This window comes from Granulicatella sp. (assembly GCF_057274575.1).
Window position 1 is genome coordinate 1 of record NZ_DBHISP010000019.1, and the last position, 16927, is coordinate 16927.

Annotated in this window: 16 protein-coding genes; 15 read left to right on the forward strand and 1 reads right to left on the reverse strand. The window is 37.8% G+C overall.

Annotation, left to right across the window (positions count from 1 at the left end; translation table 11 throughout):
- The 11 genes from ACO5V7_RS08000 to typA all read left to right on the forward strand — a co-directional run.
- Nucleotides 1-1181, forward strand: a 1181-nt coding sequence (locus tag ACO5V7_RS08000; protein ID WP_485485754.1) for an ABC transporter permease, incomplete at its 5' end; no start/stop codon positions are given.
- A gap of 109 nt (nucleotides 1182-1290) precedes the next feature.
- On the forward strand, nucleotides 1291-2094 hold the full coding sequence (locus tag ACO5V7_RS08005) for a phosphotransferase family protein (RefSeq protein WP_485485755.1): 804 nt from the start codon (nucleotides 1291-1293) through the stop codon (nucleotides 2092-2094).
- 14 nt (nucleotides 2095-2108) lie between these two features.
- On the forward strand, nucleotides 2109-2783 hold the full coding sequence (gene trmB, locus ACO5V7_RS08010; protein ID WP_485485756.1) for a tRNA (guanosine(46)-N7)-methyltransferase TrmB: 675 nt from the start codon (nucleotides 2109-2111) through the stop codon (nucleotides 2781-2783).
- A 15-nt stretch (nucleotides 2784-2798) separates the two neighbouring features.
- Nucleotides 2799-3125 carry a PepSY domain-containing protein gene (locus ACO5V7_RS08015; RefSeq protein ID WP_048710056.1) on the forward strand — a complete coding sequence of 109 codons (327 nt, stop codon included), beginning with the start codon at nucleotides 2799-2801 and terminating at the stop codon, nucleotides 3123-3125.
- A 77-nt stretch (nucleotides 3126-3202) separates the two neighbouring features.
- Nucleotides 3203-4288, forward strand: coding sequence for a glutamyl aminopeptidase (gene pepA, locus ACO5V7_RS08020; RefSeq protein ID WP_485485757.1), 1086 nt, complete (start codon nucleotides 3203-3205; stop codon nucleotides 4286-4288).
- A gap of 19 nt (nucleotides 4289-4307) precedes the next feature.
- Nucleotides 4308-4934: a YtpR family tRNA-binding protein gene (gene ytpR / locus ACO5V7_RS08025; RefSeq protein WP_485485758.1), complete on the forward strand. Its 627-nt coding sequence runs from the start codon at nucleotides 4308-4310 to the stop codon at nucleotides 4932-4934.
- Nucleotides 4935-4950: 16 nt separating this feature from the next.
- Complete coding sequence (locus ACO5V7_RS08030; RefSeq protein ID WP_485485759.1) at nucleotides 4951-5754, forward strand: hypothetical protein; 804 nt, start codon at nucleotides 4951-4953, stop codon at nucleotides 5752-5754.
- Between the two features lie 23 nt (nucleotides 5755-5777).
- The gene (gene murC / locus ACO5V7_RS08035) at nucleotides 5778-7109 is read left to right on the forward strand and encodes a UDP-N-acetylmuramate--L-alanine ligase (protein ID WP_485485760.1); all 1332 of its coding nucleotides are present in this window, start codon (nucleotides 5778-5780) and stop codon (nucleotides 7107-7109) included.
- Nucleotides 7110-7241: 132 nt separating this feature from the next.
- Nucleotides 7242-7742 (forward strand): GNAT family N-acetyltransferase, encoded by a 501-nt coding sequence (locus tag ACO5V7_RS08040; RefSeq protein ID WP_485485761.1) that lies wholly within the window; start codon nucleotides 7242-7244, stop codon nucleotides 7740-7742.
- Nucleotides 7743-7948: 206 nt separating this feature from the next.
- Complete coding sequence (polA, locus tag ACO5V7_RS08045) at nucleotides 7949-10603, forward strand: DNA polymerase I (RefSeq protein ID WP_485485762.1); 2655 nt, start codon at nucleotides 7949-7951, stop codon at nucleotides 10601-10603.
- Between the two features lie 188 nt (nucleotides 10604-10791).
- On the forward strand, nucleotides 10792-12639 hold the full coding sequence (gene typA / locus ACO5V7_RS08050) for a translational GTPase TypA (protein ID WP_485485763.1): 1848 nt from the start codon (nucleotides 10792-10794) through the stop codon (nucleotides 12637-12639).
- A 49-nt stretch (nucleotides 12640-12688) separates the two neighbouring features.
- On the opposite strand, the gene ACO5V7_RS08055 is transcribed toward typA, so the two are convergent.
- Nucleotides 12689-13543: a VOC family protein gene (locus ACO5V7_RS08055; protein WP_485485764.1), complete on the reverse strand. Its 855-nt coding sequence runs from the start codon at nucleotides 13541-13543 to the stop codon at nucleotides 12689-12691.
- A gap of 198 nt (nucleotides 13544-13741) precedes the next feature.
- Between ACO5V7_RS08055 and ACO5V7_RS08060 the strand changes: the two genes are divergently transcribed.
- The 4 genes from ACO5V7_RS08060 to ACO5V7_RS08075 form a co-directional block, all read left to right on the forward strand.
- Entirely contained in the window at nucleotides 13742-14473 is a 732-nt protein-coding gene (locus tag ACO5V7_RS08060; RefSeq protein WP_485485765.1) for an alpha/beta hydrolase, read from the forward strand.
- Between the two features lie 91 nt (nucleotides 14474-14564).
- Nucleotides 14565-15548, forward strand: coding sequence for a Gfo/Idh/MocA family protein (locus tag ACO5V7_RS08065; protein ID WP_485485766.1), 984 nt, complete (start codon nucleotides 14565-14567; stop codon nucleotides 15546-15548).
- Nucleotides 15545-16192, forward strand: coding sequence for an HD domain-containing protein (locus ACO5V7_RS08070; RefSeq protein ID WP_485485767.1), 648 nt, complete (start codon nucleotides 15545-15547; stop codon nucleotides 16190-16192). Before ACO5V7_RS08065 ends, ACO5V7_RS08070 begins: the two co-directional genes overlap by 4 nt.
- 92 nt (nucleotides 16193-16284) lie before the next feature.
- On the forward strand, nucleotides 16285-16927 hold a 643-nt coding region (locus tag ACO5V7_RS08075; protein WP_485485768.1), incomplete at its 3' end, for an MATE family efflux transporter.

Sequence of the window (16927 nt, forward strand, 5' to 3'; positions counted from 1 at the left end):
GCATGAAGTATATGCGTTATGTACTGAATGACCATTTCTTGATTGTTTTATTTTTTTTATTTGGCTTTATCATGGTGCAATATTCGAGTTGGATTCAAACGATTCGTGTGTTGGAATTACCATTGTTAGCATTGCTTGGAGCTTTACTAGCGAGTGTTCCATTCTTTGGTGGGTTAGCAACGTTACTCGAACCAGCTGATGGAATCTTTTTATCGATAGTAGGACAAGACTTTAAGGCGTATTTACAAAAAGCCATTCGCCGAAGTTGGATGCTTCCGCTACTTGTGATGTTGGCTTCGACAGGAATCATTTTTCCAATTGTGGCACAAGCCTTTGGAACGAATTTGAGTATGTTTGTTAAATTATTCCTATTACAAGTTTTCTTTAAAGACTTATTATTCCGTTGTACGAAATACGCTTACCGTGGAGTACTTCATTTTACATGGATGGAAAAACTCGGTATTTACATGATTGCAGTAACGAACTTCTTTGGAATGTTTTTATGGATTTCTGAAAGTTGGTCAATTGTATTATTAGTCGTTCCAGTACTTCTAAGTATCTTTGTCGAACAATATTATGGAAAAGCAGCGTTTATGTACCAATTTGATAAAATGATTGAAATGGAATTAGAAAGGCAACAACGTATTTATCGTTTATTTGCCTTATTTGTCGATGTACCAATGTTGCATAAGCCTCACGCACATCGTCGAACTTATCTCGATGGCGTATTGAAGATGCTTGTTGGGAATCAACCTAGTGGGCATCGCTATTTAGTAAGTCGTACGGTCATTAGAACAAGTCAATACATGAGTTTATTATTACAACTGGCAGTCGTGGGCTTTGTAGTGGCGTTATTCTCACAGCCGTATTATTGGAACTTTATTGTAAACGCGTTACTTATGATGCTTTTAGGATTCCAACTTGTAGGAGTGATTCAAAGCGCGAATACACAAAATAGTCATTTTGCCTCTCTTGTAGATAGCAACACACGTCTTCAAGATGATTTATCAGTGCTTATGTTAACAATGGTGGTTTCTGGGATTGTGATTGGTATTTCTTCTGCGATTGGCATGCGTGAATTGATTGGGTTAGTAGGAATTGTTTTCTATCCGATTTTTGGAATTTTATTTACACAGTTTTATTTACGGTATCGATTTCTTAAGAAGAGAAGAAAAATTTAAGTTTGTAGGCTAAAAGTAGCACACAAACTTGACTCAAATAGCATAAAACCATAAAATAAAAGAATAGATTTATTGAAGGAAACAGAATTTGTCGTTAGGGATGGAATAGATGGAATATAACATGGACTCAGGATGGGATCTCCATCCAATTGGTGGGGACACCGGTCAAGCGTACATGGGAGTAAAAGACCATGAACGTGTATTTCTAAAGAGAAATGCTTCACCGTTTTTAGCGGTGCTATCGGGTGAAGGTATCACTCCTAAGTTAATATGGACCAAACGTGCGGGTAATGGTGATGTCATTACAGCTCAAGAATGGTTGTCTGGAAGATCCCTCACTAAGGAAGAAATGGGGTCCGTCGAAGTCATTGAGCTGTTAAAACAGATTCACCAATCCCCAAATCTTTTACAAATGTTACAACAGATTCAAGGGGAAGAGTATAGCACTCAAAAATTCATCGATGAATATTTAAATAATTTACAGTCAGGATTACAAACCCATCGTTTCTTAAACGAAGTATTAAATTACTTAATTGAAACAATTCCTCTTGTTAGCGAAGTTGGAAAAACGGTTTGTCACGGGGATCTTGATCGTCGTAACTTCATGTTATCTGAAGATGAGAAGCTTTACCTAGTTGACTGGGAAATGGTTCGTCTTGCCGATCCAGTTTCTGATTTGACGATGATTTTGACGCAGTACATTCCGGTTCATCAATGGGGTGAATGGTTAGATATGTATGGCTTACAACTGTCTACAAATATTTACCAACGAATTGAATGGTATGCTCTAATGAATTGCTTGAATTATATTAAGAAAACGCACTTCGAGGGACGTTATCTTGAAATGAACGAGAAAATTCTTTTGGTGAAATCGATTTATAATAATCGTATTGGAAAAACCACAGAAGAATAGACAGGAGTTAGACTTTGAGATTAAGAAATAAACCTTGGGCAAAAAATGCTTTAGCAGCTCACCCAGAAATGGTCATCCAAGATCCAGCGCAATGGAAGGGAAGATGGCATGAACGTTTTGGCAATAGCAATCCAATTCATATCGAGATTGGTTCAGGGAAAGGCCAATTCGTGAGCGGTATGGCTCGTCAAAACCCAAACATTAACTATATTGGAATTGAAATTCAAGAAAGCGTCCTTGTAGTCGCTCTTGAGAAAGCTCTTTTAGCAGATGTTCCAAACCTACAATTATTACATGTGAACGGTGGACAAGTAACGGACTACTTCGACGATGGAGAAGTAGATCAAATTTACTTGAACTTCTCAGATCCATGGCCAAAGAAACGTCATGCGAAACGTCGATTGACTCATGAAAGTTTCTTAGTTGGATATGAAAAAGTATTACCACCATTTGGAGAATTACACTTTAAGACAGATAACCGGGGCTTGTTTGAATACAGCTTAGCGTCATTCTCACAATTCGGACTTGTGTTAAAACAAGTTTGGTTAGATTTACATCAAGTGGAATTTCCAGGAAATGTGATGACAGAATATGAAGAGAAATTTTCAGCAAAAGGTCATCCAATTTATCGTGTGGAAGTGATTTTCCCACAGGATAGAAAAGCTTTAAACAACCTGAATAACAAATAAAGGAGCCTGATTCATATGGAATCGAAAAATAGTTTCAAAGGTGCAAGTTTTCTACTAGCAGCAGGTGCTGTTATCGGAGCATGGGTCACTTCAAAATGGTTTGAACGCAGAAATGTCAACGGAGATGTTATTGTTCAAAATGTACGTAAATTATTTCAAGTAGTAGGTACTATCGAAGGCTCTTGGATTGAGATGGAACCTGTATTCGTGGATAGCCCAGAATTTTATGGAGAAGTTTATTATGGCGGGGTTACTCGTAAGGAAGATAATGAACTAGTCCAATATGAATTTTATGCAGATGCAAAAACAGGAGCCGTTATTGATTTATACAAAATTGGTTAATCAAAGAAAGCTGGAGGTCCTCCAGCTTTTGGCGCGTTTATAAGATGTTTTATAGAAGTAGGAAAGAAGAGGATACAATGGAAGCTCATACAGAACAATTAATCAAAACGTTAACAGAAATGAAAGGAACGAGTGGGCATGAGGGCCGTATTCGTGAATTCATGAGAAACGAATTAACACCATTAGTAGACCGTATTGAACAAGATGGTCTTGGCGGTATTTTTGGAGTTCGTGATAGCAAAGAAGAAGATGCACCACGCATTATGATTGCAGCACACATGGACGAAGTTGGTTTCATGGTAACAACTATCACTCCAAACGGAATGTTTAAAGTAAGTCCTTTAGGTGGATGGAACCCATACGTGGTTTCAGCACAACGTTTTACTTTATTAACTCGTAATGGAGACTATCCAATTATTTCTTCTTCAATCCCACCACATCTTTTACGCGCAGCTGGTGGTCAACAATCTGCTGTGAAAGTAACCGATATTTTATTCGATGCCGGATTCACTTCACGTGAAGAGGCACTTGAATATGGTTGCCGTCCTGGCGATACAATCGTTCCAGATGTAGAAACTATTTGGACTGCAAATAAGAAACGCATGATTTCTAAATCATGGGATAACCGTTATGGATGTACAGTGGTTCTTGAAGCGTTAAAAGCTGTTAAAGATGAGAAATTACCAAACACATTAATCGCTGGAGCAAACGTGCAAGAGGAAGTCGGATTACGTGGGACAGGTCCAAGTGTGACGAAGTTCAATCCTGATTTATTCTTTGCGGTAGACTGCTCAGCAGCAGACGATATTAATGGTTCGAAAGAAACATTTGGGCACTTAGATCAAGGATTCTTATTACGTATTTTAGACCCAGGTATGGTGACTCTTCCTCGTATGAAAGAATTCCTAGAAGATACTGCATTAACACATAACATTCCGTTCCAATACTTTGTTTCACAAGGTGGAACAGATGCTGGTAAAGCGCACTTAATGAATCAAGGGGTTCCAAGTGCGGTTATTGGGGTATGTGCTCGTTATATCCATACACACCAAACAATGTTCTCAATTAAAGACTACGAAGCAGCACGCGAAATGGTTATCCAAACAATTCGTGCATTAGACCGTAGCACAGTGAACACTATTTTAGACGGAAGAACAAATTAAGAATAAAGAGGTACAATATATGTGGTTAAGTTTTTATAACAAAAAGGGAATCGGCGATACGTTATTATTAACAAGCGGAACTGCAAGCCGCTATGACGTCGAATATGAGAAAAAAGGAAATGTGACTCAAGTCTTTGTTCGTGAGTCTAAAGAAGTTCTAGGCTATAATATTGAAAAGATTTCTGAAGAGATTTCATTTGAAGAAGACGGACAACAAGTCTTAACTCCCCAGCAACAAGAAGTTGTAAAAGGATTGATTGAAAAAGCTGGGTTTGATGTTTCCACTTTAGATTTAACACCTGAAGATGCATTAGTTGTTGGATACGTTGAAAGTTGTGTGGATCATGAAGATTCTGACCACCTACATGTAACAATGACTCGAGTAAGTGACTCTGAAGTGTTACAAATCGTCTGCGGAGCACCTAACGTAAAAGCAGGTCAAAAAGTTGTTGTTGCTAAACCTGGTACAGTAATGCCAAGTGGTGCCATCATTTGGGCTGGAGAATTACGTGGGGTTGCAAGTCACGGAATGCTTTGCTCAGCGCGTGAATTAGGCTTAGAAAACGCACCAGCGAAAAAAGGAATCTTAGTATTAGATGATGCGACTCCAGTAGGGACGCCATTTAAATCATTAAACTTACAATAAAGGAGGATGTGGAGTCATGAATGAACCATTTAACGAGAAAAACGATTCATTCGCTTCTTTGCAATCAAGACGTGAAAAGTCTACTTTTCCAAACTACTTGAAGCAAGGCCAAAGTTTTGAAGATCAAGTCGTCGAAGAAATGACGCGAATTGATGCAACTAGAAAAGAAGAGACTCCACATGAATCCTTACCATTTGATGAGCAACCTGATGCAGCGCTTTTACAACCATTTGAAAAAGAAGAGCATCAATTACCAGCGCAATTCCGTTCATTTAAGGAAAAAGCAACAGAAGGTCATCAAAAATATAAACCGCGTGTGGATTGGACTACTTATTTGAACACGAATCAACGAAAACCCTTTAAACCAAGTACGGTGCCATCTAGTACGAGATGCTTGGAAAAAGAGGTCGAGCCAAAAATTTCTTACCGTGAATTAGAAAAAGAGTTGTTGCCGAATAGTACAGACTTAATTTTATTTGCGAAGGAAGAGTCTTTGTTGGTGTCGGTAGATGAACAAGAAGACACGATTGAAAAACGCTTGAAAGAGTATAATGATACCTCTCATGAGAAGCCAGTACAAAGTCAAATTTTCTCAACTAAAGGCTATGTTCCAGCCTTTAAACGCAAACAAGAATCTGACGTTGAAGTTGTGCAAGAGTCTTTATTAGAAGGGTTACCGGAGACAAAAGTTGAAAGACGAAAAGCGCCGGAAAAACCACTAACGAGAAAACAAAGACGCGCGATGAAGAAATCATTATCGATGATTATGGAACAAGAACAGCAGGAACGCCATTTACCTTATGGTCATCCCCAAAAATAGTAGTAGAAAAGTGAGGAGATAGAATGGATAAAAGCAAGATTTATCATTTTACAGGAATTAAAGGCTCCGGAATGAGCGCACTAGCGTTAGTTCTGCATGGTGAAGGATATAAAGTGCAAGGCTCTGATTTAGAAGAGTATTTCTTCACACAAAGAGGACTTGAAGAAGCGGGGATTCCTTTACTACCTTTTAGTGCCTCTAATATTAAAGAAGGACAAATTGTGATTGCAGGTAATGCATTTCCAGATAGCCATGAAGAATTAGTTGCCGCTCGCGAAAAAGGAATAGAAGTTATTCGATACCATAAATTTTTAGGCGAATTGTTGAAAAATTATAAGAGTGTTGCTATTACAGGTTCTCACGGAAAAACGAGCACAACAGGTTTGTTAGCCCACGTATTAAGTGGAATGGAACCAACAAGTTATCTTATTGGAGATGGAACTGGTAAAGGAGTTGAAAGTTCAGAACACTTTGTATTAGAAGCTTGTGAATATAAACGTCATTTTATGGCTTACCGACCAGATTACGCTATTATGACGAATATCGATTTTGACCACCCAGATTATTATACGGATATCGATGATGTACAAAGTGCCTTTGAAGCCTTTGGAAAACAAGTGAAAAAAGGAATTATTGCTTGTGGTGATGATGAAAGACTTCGTACACTAGAGGCTATTGTTCCTGTAACCTATTATGGTGTTGGTGAAAATAATGATGTAATTGCTAAAAACATTCGTAAAGAGAAAGCAGGAAGTTATTTTGATGCGTATATTCACGGTGAATTATATGGTCATTTTTACATTCCTACTTACGGAGACCATAACATCTTAAATGCACTTGCAATTATCGCTTTCTACTATTTAAATCAATTAGATCCAAATGAACTCGCTCAACAGTTTCGAACATTTAGTGGCGTAAAACGTCGCTTTTCTGAAAAAGTTATTAATGGCGTAACTGTTATTGATGACTATGCACACCATCCATCTGAGATTCGTGCTACATTAGATGCTGCTCGACAAAAGTATCCTGATAAAGAAGTAGTAGCTGTCTTCCAACCTCATACTTTTACGAGAACAATCGCACTTTTAGAGGAGTTTGCTTCAGTATTATCTCTAGCGGACCACGTTTACCTATGTGAAATATTTGCATCTGTTCGTGAAGAAGCGGGTGATGTTTCTATTGAAGATTTAGCAAAATTAGTAAAAGGTGGAGCGAAAGTATTACCACTTGAAAATGTTTCTCCACTTCTTTCATATAAAGATGCTGTGATTGTCTTTATGGGAGCAGGAGATGTACAAAAATATGAATTTGCATATGAAAAACTATTATCGAATACTTCTCCAACACAAAACTAAATTGAACAAAAAGCTTGGCAGAAAGCCAGGCTTTTTTATAAACAATCGGTAGGAAAGTATGCATGTATATTTCGTTTAAAAGAGTCGAAATGGATAAAATATTAATAGAAGAGGATTTCTGGAGGTGTTTAGATGGATTTAAGTAGTTTATCTACAGTTTATAACATTAGAAGGATGGGGGAGAATGATGCATCTCTGATTTTGGATTTAGAAAATGGAAATCAATTGTATTTTAACTATTGTCCGCCAAAACCTAGTAAACATTCTGTATTAAATGATTTACAAGCTCTTCCAGAAGGTAAAAATAGGGATGATAAATTTTACATAGGCTTCTTTAAGGACAAAAGATTAGTTGCTATTATGGATTTCATTGTATCTTTTCCAACAAAAGAAACTATCTATATTGGACTTTTTATGATGGATTGTAAAGAGTCTGGACAAGGAAAGGGAAGCCGTATTATTAATGAGATTTTAACAGCTTTTAGAGAAGAAGGGTTTATTAAAGTAAGACTGGCTTATATGAAAGGAAATCCTCAAAGTAAAAGATTTTGGGAAAAATGCGGTTTTACAGAAATTGGAATTGAAAAAGAAAACGAACATGGGAAAGCTGTCGTTTTAGAAAAAGTATTATAAACCGTTCGAGATGAAATATAATTTATCAAAGAAACAGTAAATCATTTGGTTTACTGTTTTTAATTACGGTAAATACTTAAAACTAAAGGCTTCATAGTGGGGACTCACCATTAAAATCTATTTACGGATATCATCAGAAAGCTCTTTTTAGTGTTCACAAGTTTGTTTATTTGTTACACTGATAATGACTTATTAGGAGGCATATTATGGTAAAACAAAAATTATTACTTGTAGACGGAAGTAGCATAGCATTCCGCGCATTTTTCTCAATTTTAGATTTAAATCGTTTTAAAAATTCCAATGGCTTACATACAAACGCACTCTATTCATTTCACCGTATGTTTAAATCCATTTTAGACTCTGAAAAACCAACACATGTACTTGTAGCATGGGATGCTGGAAAGACAACTTTCCGTACAGAAATGTATGCAGATTATAAAGGAGGACGTTCGAAAACTCCAGGGGAATTTATTGAACAGATGCCTTATTTTAATGTGCTTTTAGATGCATGGGGAATTCCTCATTATCGATTAAATCAATATGAAGCGGATGACATAATCGGCACTCTTGCAAGAAAAGGGGAAGAAGCAGGATATGAAGTCGTAGTTCTTTCAGGAGATAAAGACTTAATTCAGCTTGCAGACAATAATATCACTGTGAAAATAACGACAAAGGGAGTGACTGAACTGGTCGAATATACTCCTGAAGTGATTTTCGAAAAATATGGATTAACACCTGAACAAATTATTGACATGAAGGGATTAATGGGAGACTCTTCCGATAACTATCCTGGTGTTACAAAAGTCGGTGAAAAGACAGCTGTGAAGCTTCTTCAAGAGTTTGGAAGTGTAGAAGGAATCTACGAACATGTCGATGAAATGAAAAAGAGCAAGTTGAAAGAAAACTTAATTAATGATAAAGAGTTGGCTTTTTTAAGTAAGAAACTAGCGCGCATTAATGTAAAGTCGCCAATCAAAATTACATTGGAAGATACACTTCGCAAGGAACAAGATGTGGATGCATTGATGTCGTTCTATAAGGAAATGAACTTCAATTCTTTCCAATCCGACCTGCAAAATTCGGGCGCTACGACAGTTGAAGACACTTTAAAAGTTGATCGCCCAAATGTAGAGAGTGTAGCAGAGATTACCGAAAAAATGCTTAAAAGTGCAACAAGTGTGCATTTTGAGACCCTTGAAGCGAATTATCATGTGGCAGAAGTGATTGCCGTTGCCTTTGGAAATGAAAAGGATGTTTTCGTGACGGATTTAGATACGGCAGTTGCTTCAGAAGCCTTCAAGAAATGGCTTTCCGATGCGTCTGTTGAGAAACATTTATTTGATACAAAAGCAGCAAAAGTACTTGCGCACCGCTTCGGCCTCGACTTAAAAGGTGCCAATTATGATGTGTCTCTTCTTGCGTATTTAGTGGATACAAATGATATCGTGAAAGAAATTAGTGACGTAGCCCGTCGTGTCGATGTGATGATTCTTTCCAGTGACGAAGCAGTCTACGGAAAAGGTGTTAAAATCCAAATTCCTGAAGATAAAGAGGTTTGGAATCAGCATTTAGCTGCAAAAATATATACGATTGCTGTGGCACCTGAAAAGCTATTGAAACGCCTTGAAGAAAATGAACAAACTCATCTCTATTGGGAAATGGAATTGCCAGTGAGCGATATTTTAGCTCGCATGGAAATTCAAGGGATTCGCGTTGATAAAGAACGTTTGGTTGAGATGGGTATAGAATTTGAAGAGCGTCTAAAAGAAATCGAACAAGAAATTTACGAGCTAGCTGGTGAAGAGTTTAATATCAATTCGACCAAACAACTCGGTGTCATCTTATTTGAAAAGATGGGATTACCAGTCATTAAGAAGACGAAGACTGGCTATTCAACTGCGGTAGATGTTTTGGAAAAATTGGCGCATCAAGCTCCAATCGTAGAATTAATTTTAGAATATCGTCAATTAGCTAAATTAAATTCAACGTATGTAGAAGGATTGCAAGCGTATATTCAAGAGGATGGTAAGATTCATACGCGATTCATCCAAAATTTAACGCAAACAGGTCGTCTAAGCTCAGTGGATCCAAACTTACAAAACATTCCAATTCGTACAAAAGAAGGCCGTCGTATCCGTTACGCGTTCTTACCAGAACACGATGATTGGAAGATTCTTTCAAGTGACTATTCGCAAATTGAACTACGTGTGTTAGCCCATATTGCTGGCGATAAACATATGATAGAAGCCTTCAAAAATAACGTAGACATTCATACTAATACTGCAATGCGTGTGTTTGGTATTACAAATCCGGAGGATGTTACCAGTGAAATGCGTCGTCAAGCCAAAGCCGTGAACTTTGGAATCGTTTATGGAATTAGTGATTATGGATTGTCTCAAAACTTGAATATTTCCCGCAAGAGAGCAAAAGAATTTATTGACCGTTACTTAGAAGAGTTTCAAGGGGTAAAAGACTTTATGGAATCTGTTGTAAAAGAGGCGCGTGAGAAAGATTATGTGGAAACCTTATTCCACCGTCGTCGCTACCTGCCAGATATCCATTCAAGTAACTTTAATTTACGTTCATTCGCAGAGCGTACAGCGATGAACTCACCAATTCAAGGAAGCGCCGCGGATATTTTGAAGATGGCGATGATTGAATTAGATCGTGAAATGAGGGAACGTCAATTTAAAGCAAACCTATTATTACAAGTGCACGATGAATTGATTTTTGAAGTGCCACAAGATGAATTAGAAAGTCTTCAAAGTTTAGTAGAAGAAGTCATGGAAAATGCCGTCAGTCTGAAAGTTCCACTACGAGCAGATAGTAATGTAGGGGACAACTGGTTTGAAGCAAAATAACTAAAAATAGAATGGGCATCTTATCTTAACAAATATAAGTTAGGGATGCCCATTGTGTTTTATCTTTTGAGTTTATAGCGTTTTTGTAGTATACTTTTTGAGTTAAGAGAAGAAGTTAAGGTGATGGAAGGGCTCTTTTAGCGTTCAGATTCCATCACTTTCATTTTGTCAATCAATGGAGGAAATACATGAAATTAAGAAATGATATTCGCAATATTGCTATTATCGCCCACGTTGACCATGGTAAAACAACACTTGTGGATGAATTATTAAAACAATCAGATACTTTAGATGCACGTACAGAATTATCAGAACGAGCAATGGACTCAAACGATATCGAACGTGAACGCGGTATTACTATTTTAGCGAAAAATACAGCTGTTCAATATAAAGGAACTCGAATCAATATTATGGATACACCAGGACACGCAGACTTCGGTGGAGAAGTAGAACGTATCATGAAAATGGTAGACGGTGTAATTCTTGTAGTGGATGCGTATGAAGGTACAATGCCTCAAACTCGTTTTGTATTGAAAAAAGCGTTAGAACAACATTTAACACCAATCGTTGTAGTAAACAAAATCGATCGTGACGCTGCTCGTCCAGAAGAAGTAGTTGATGAAGTATTAGAATTATTCATCGAATTAGGTGCGGATGATGATCAATTAGAATTCCCAGTAGTTTATGCTTCAGCATTAAACGGAACTTCAAGTTTATCTGATAATCCTGCAGATCAAGAAGAAACAATGGATTACTTATTTGATACGATTATCGAACACATTCCTGCTCCAGTGGATAACTCAGACGAACCATTACAATTCCAAGTGTCATTATTAGACTATAATGAATATGTAGGACGTATCGGTATCGGACGTGTCTTCCGTGGAACTATCAAAGTTGGGGACCAAGTATCTCTTCTAAAATTAGATGGAACAAAGAAAAACTTCCGTGTTACAAAATTATTTGGTTTCTTCGGATTAAATCGTTTAGAAATCAATGAAGCAAAAGCAGGGGATTTAATTGCTATATCTGGTATGGAAGATATCTTCGTTGGAGAAACAGTAACACCAGTAGATACACAAGAAAGCCTGCCAGTATTACACATTGATGAACCAACATTACAAATGACATTCTTGACAAACAATTCGCCATTTGCAGGACGCGAAGGGAAGTTCGTTACAGCGCGTAAGATTGAAGAACGTCTAATGCGTGAATTACAAACAGACGTATCTTTAAAAGTAGAACCAACGGATTCACCAGATGCATGGATTGTATCAGGACGTGGGGAATTACACTTGTCAATCTTAATCGAAAACATGCGTCGTGAAGGATTTGAGTTACAAGTATCTCGTCCAGAAGTAATTATCAAAGAAATTGATGGCGTAAAATGTGAACCATTTGAACGTGTACAAATCGATACTCCTGAAGAATACATGGGTTCAATTATCGAATCATTAAGTAATCGTAAAGGTGAAATGCAAGACATGCAACATAACGATAATGGACAAGTTCGTATTGTCTTCTTAGTTCCAGCTCGTGGATTATTAGGATATACAACTGAATTCTTATCAATGACACGTGGTTACGGAATTATGAACCACACATTCGATCAATACTTACCATACATTCCAACAAGCATCGGTGGACGCCGTAATGGGGCACTTGTTTCAACGGATACAGGTAAAGCAACGACTTACGGAATTATGGGTGTTGAAGACCGTGGTGTGATTTTCACTGAACCAGGTACTGAAATTTACGAAGGAATGATCGTTGGGGAACACTCTCGTGAAAATGACTTAGCGGTTAATATTACGAAAGCAAAACAACAAACGAATATTCGTTCAGCTACGAAAGACCAAACTTCAGTGATTAAGACTCCTAAGAAACTATCTCTTGAAGAGTCGTTAGAATTTTTATCAGACGATGAATACTGCGAAGTTACTCCAGAAACAATTCGTTTAAGAAAACAAATTCTAAATAAAGGCGAACGTGAAAAAGCCAATAAACGTAAGAAACAAGCCGAAGCAGAAAATTAATCTGAATTGTAAAAAGGTGGATGCATTGCATCCACCTTTTTGGTTGTTTTTAAGGTTTTAATGTTACACGAACGGTAATCCCATTGTTATCTGTAATATCAACTTCTTTCTCATTTCGTTTATCAACAGAACTTGCTAGAACAGTTGCTTTTTGAAGGATTTCATTGAAAACTGAAGCATCATTCACTTCAACGGTATAATAGGCAAGGCCAGGGATATTTTTAACGCGGATATCTAGGTGACTGCCTCCCCATTGATTAACGGCAAGGTGATGGTGATAATCACCAGAAGCAATCCAACTTCCTGAAGGTACTGAGAACTTATCTGCTACTGGAAGAAGAGTTGTTAAATATTCCAGTGATTCTTTTGAATTTCTAGTAGAGAGATGGACGTGTCCCATACGTGTACCTTCGGGCATTTGATAAGGGACTTTATCATGACCGAGTTCATAGATTTCTTGACCAGGCATCTCTTCAGTCACACCAATAATACGACCATCTTCTCGAATATCCCATTCTTCAACAGGTTTATCATGGTACACTTCGATTCCATTTCCTTCGAAATCTTCGAGATAAATCGCTTCACTATAACCGTGGTTAGCAGCGCCAACAAGTGGAAGAGAAGTGTGGACTACATGTCTAAGAAAATCTCCAAGAGCCTCTCTCGTAGGTAGAAGAATGGCTAGATGATACAATCCGTAACTTTCTTTAACGCTTTTATCGATATTCGTTTGAATAAGACGGATGAGTGGACTAGAACCAACACCTAGTAAAACCTCAGACTCAGATTGACTTAAGATTTGGAGACCGAGTCTTTTCGTGTAAAATTCAGTTTCTTGCGATAGATGGTTAACGTTTAACGCAACCTCATTTAGTTTAATTTGGCTATTATATAATGGATACATAATGATTCCTTCTTTCTTGTTTTATAAGTTCAGTATACACTTTAATATTAAAATGACAAATAACTTGCTCATGAAATTTTCGATTTTAAAAATTAAGTTATACCGTATACGGTATAACTTGCATTTGGCGTATTGTTTTTTTGCAAACAGTTGTAGTATCCTAATAGTAGTAAGGTTTATAGAGAGAAGAGATGACAAATGACAAAACAAAGAAAAATCATGTACGGAGTATTTGGGGTCCTATTTGCAGTGATTTTGTTGGCGTTAGGTTTGATTCAAATATTTACCTATCGAGCAACACCTGAGGCGAAAGAAACGTGGAATGTTGCTGCATTTGAGCAGAAAAATAATTGGACTCATTTTGAAGTGACTGGAGAAAAGAAAGGGACGCTTCTATTCTATACGGGTGCTTTAGTTGAACCACAAGCTTATGCGAAATTAGCAGACGGCTTAGCTAAAGAAGGAATCGAAGTGTACATTATTTCCTCTCAGTTAAATCTACCGGTATTGGATAATGGGACGATGGCCACTATCGTGAAAGAAGAGCACTTGGATAAAGTGTTTATTGGAGGACATTCTCTGGGGGGAGTTGTGTCGGCAGTTGAAGCGAAACATCTAGAAGAAATAAATAAAGTTGATGGATTAATCTTGCTTGCAAGTTATCCGGATAAGAGTACGGATATTAGTGGAACACAAATTCCTGTATTGTCAATTACAGCTTCGAATGATAAAATTTTGAATCAGGATAAATATGAGGAGGCTAAGTCAAGGTTGCCGGAGGCTACAACCTATACAACGATTGAAGGTGGAAATCATAGTGGCTTTGGACTTTATGGTCAGCAAAATGGCGATGGCACTGCTACAATGACTGCAGAGGAACAACAAAAACAACTAATCCAACTAATTAAGCAATTTATTGTAACCCATTAAGCTAGGCTCCGGTCTAGCTTTTTTACGCTAGAGTTGAGTTTTCACACCGTGGCAGTTATCATTAAAGTAATGAATTTTGGAGGTGCATTGTATGCAACAAAAAGTAACAAAGAATTGGGTCACTATCGGGACAGGTGTTATTGCTAATGAACTAGCGGTAGCACTAGAATCACTGAACGGAAAACTCTATGGAGTTGCAAACCGCACCTATACAAATGCTGTGAAATTTGCAGAAAAATACGGCATTGAAAAAGTATATAACAAGATTGATGAGGTCTTTACGGATCCAGCAGTGGATATTATTTATATTTCTACTCCGCATAACACGCATATTCACTATTTAAGAAAAGCCTTAGCAGCAGGGAAACATGTATTGTGTGAAAAGGCTATTACGTTAAACAGTGAAGAATTAGAAGAAGCATTGCAACTCGCTAAAGAAAATAATGTTGTTTTGGCTGAAGCGATGACGCTTTACCATATGCCAGTCTACAAACAATTAAGTAAAGCTGCTGAAAATCTTGGGGACCTTCGTATGATTCAAATGAACTTCGGAAGCTATAAAGATTATGATATGACGAATCGATTCTTTAATCGCAATCTTGCTGGAGGAGCATTACTGGATATTGGTGTATACGCCCTGTCTTGTATTCGTTATTTCATGAGTGAGGCCCCAAGTTCAATGGTTTCTCAAGTGAAATTAGCGCCTACTGGTGTGGATGAACAAGCCGGTATCGTGTTGACAAATGGCGCTGGAGAAATGGCAACCGTTACAATGACGCTCCATGCTAAACAACCAAAACGCGGAGTGATTGCATATGACAAAGGATATATCGAGATTGTTGATTATCCAAGAGCTCATAAAGCAATCATTACTTATACAGAAGATGGACATGTTGAAACTTTTGAAGATGAACTAGGACTAGATGCCTTAGCCTATGAAGTACTCGATATGGAGGCAACAATCGATACAGGAGAAGACCACATGCATCTAGAATATACGGTTGATGTGATGAAAATCATGACAGACTTACGCCGTGAATGGGGAATTAAGTATCCTGAGGAAGAGGAAGTATGAAGCAGCAAGAACAATTAAAAGCGATGGAACAATATGCTAAAAGAGTGCTCAGCTCAGATGTTTCAGGGCATGATTGGTCGCATATTGAACGAGTGGTCAATACGACACAGACGATTGCACAAGCAGAAGGGGCAGACTTATTTATTTGCGAAGCAGCAGCGCTCCTTCATGATGTTATCGATGATAAGATTGTAAAAGACCCAGCAGTTGCATTGAAGGAATTGAAAGAATTTCTAACTTCTATTGAGCTAACCTCTGAACAGATAGATGCTATTGAATCTATCATTACAAGAATGTCGTTTAAGAATCACAAGGAGCAACAAGAACTTTCGCTCGAAGGAAAAGTAGTACAAGATGCCGACCGATTAGATGCAATTGGTGCCATCGGAATTGCCAGGGTAATGTGTTACTCCGGAAGTACAGGAAGACCGATTCATCGTCCAGAGTTGAAACCTCGTGAGGAGTTGACACCTGAAGAATATCGCAATGGTGAGTCCACTGCGATTATGCATTTCTATGAGAAACTATTAAAACTGAAAGAATTAATGAATACTGACTACGGTAGGGAATTAGCTAAAGGACGTCATGCATTTTTAGAAATGTATCTAGAGCAATTCTACGAAGAGTGGGAAGGTTTGAGATGAAATGTAAGCGACAAATTTTTGTCGCTTATTTGTTTTGAAAAGAAAACAGGTGTAAAATAGTAACTACATTTTAAGGTGAGAGGATTGGTTGCGTGGAAGTAGAGCAACAACTAACGAATAAAGAACTAAGAAAAAATATATTTGTGATTGTTTGGCCAGTGTTTGTAGAAGTGCTTCTCGGGGCGTTATTTGGAATGGTTGATATGATGATGGTTGGGAAGGTGCCCGGAGATACTGCTGCGGCTGTTTCTGCAGTTGGGATGACAAACCAACCGATGTTTCTGGGTTTAAGTTTGATTCAAGCGTTGAATGTTGGAGGAACTGCAATTATTGCTAGGTATTTTGGGGCGAAGAAATATAGCCGAATGGGAAGTATCTTGAAGCATGTAATGATACTTGCAATGGTATTTTGTGTGATGCCCGCAGTGATTTTAATGTTGATTTTTGCGCCAGAGATTTTATCGCTGATGGGTGCAGATGAGACGGTTATTAATGTTGGGGTAAATTACTTCAGGATTGTGACGATTGGTTTTATTTTTCAATCACTATCGTTCACTGTAACTGCGGCACTACGAGGAATCGGTGAAACAAAAATTCCAATGAAGAATAATATTATCGCGAATAGTTGCAATGTGTTAGGGAATGCCATTTTGATTTATGGAATGTTTGGATTCCCGGCTTTAGGTGTTACTGGGGCTGCGATTTCGACTGCCTTATCAAATCTGATTGCGATGG

Coding starts and splice junctions, on each gene's coding strand:
- ACO5V7_RS08005 (WP_485485755.1), top strand. CDS start 1,291: ATGGAATATAACATGGACTCAGGATGGGATCTCCATCCAATTGGTGGG.
- ACO5V7_RS08015 (WP_048710056.1), top strand. CDS start 2,799: ATGGAATCGAAAAATAGTTTCAAAGGTGCAAGTTTTCTACTAGCAGCA.
- pepA (WP_485485757.1), top strand. CDS start 3,203: ATGGAAGCTCATACAGAACAATTAATCAAAACGTTAACAGAAATGAAA.
- ytpR (WP_485485758.1), top strand. CDS start 4,308: ATGTGGTTAAGTTTTTATAACAAAAAGGGAATCGGCGATACGTTATTA.
- ACO5V7_RS08030 (WP_485485759.1), top strand. CDS start 4,951: ATGAATGAACCATTTAACGAGAAAAACGATTCATTCGCTTCTTTGCAA.
- murC (WP_485485760.1), top strand. CDS start 5,778: ATGGATAAAAGCAAGATTTATCATTTTACAGGAATTAAAGGCTCCGGA.
- ACO5V7_RS08040 (WP_485485761.1), top strand. CDS start 7,242: ATGGATTTAAGTAGTTTATCTACAGTTTATAACATTAGAAGGATGGGG.
- polA (WP_485485762.1), top strand. CDS start 7,949: ATGGTAAAACAAAAATTATTACTTGTAGACGGAAGTAGCATAGCATTC.
- typA (WP_485485763.1), top strand. CDS start 10,792: ATGAAATTAAGAAATGATATTCGCAATATTGCTATTATCGCCCACGTT.
- ACO5V7_RS08055 (WP_485485764.1), bottom strand. CDS start 13,543: ATGTATCCATTATATAATAGCCAAATTAAACTAAATGAGGTTGCGTTA.
- ACO5V7_RS08060 (WP_485485765.1), top strand. CDS start 13,742: ATGACAAAACAAAGAAAAATCATGTACGGAGTATTTGGGGTCCTATTT.
- ACO5V7_RS08065 (WP_485485766.1), top strand. CDS start 14,565: ATGCAACAAAAAGTAACAAAGAATTGGGTCACTATCGGGACAGGTGTT.
- ACO5V7_RS08070 (WP_485485767.1), top strand. CDS start 15,545: ATGAAGCAGCAAGAACAATTAAAAGCGATGGAACAATATGCTAAAAGA.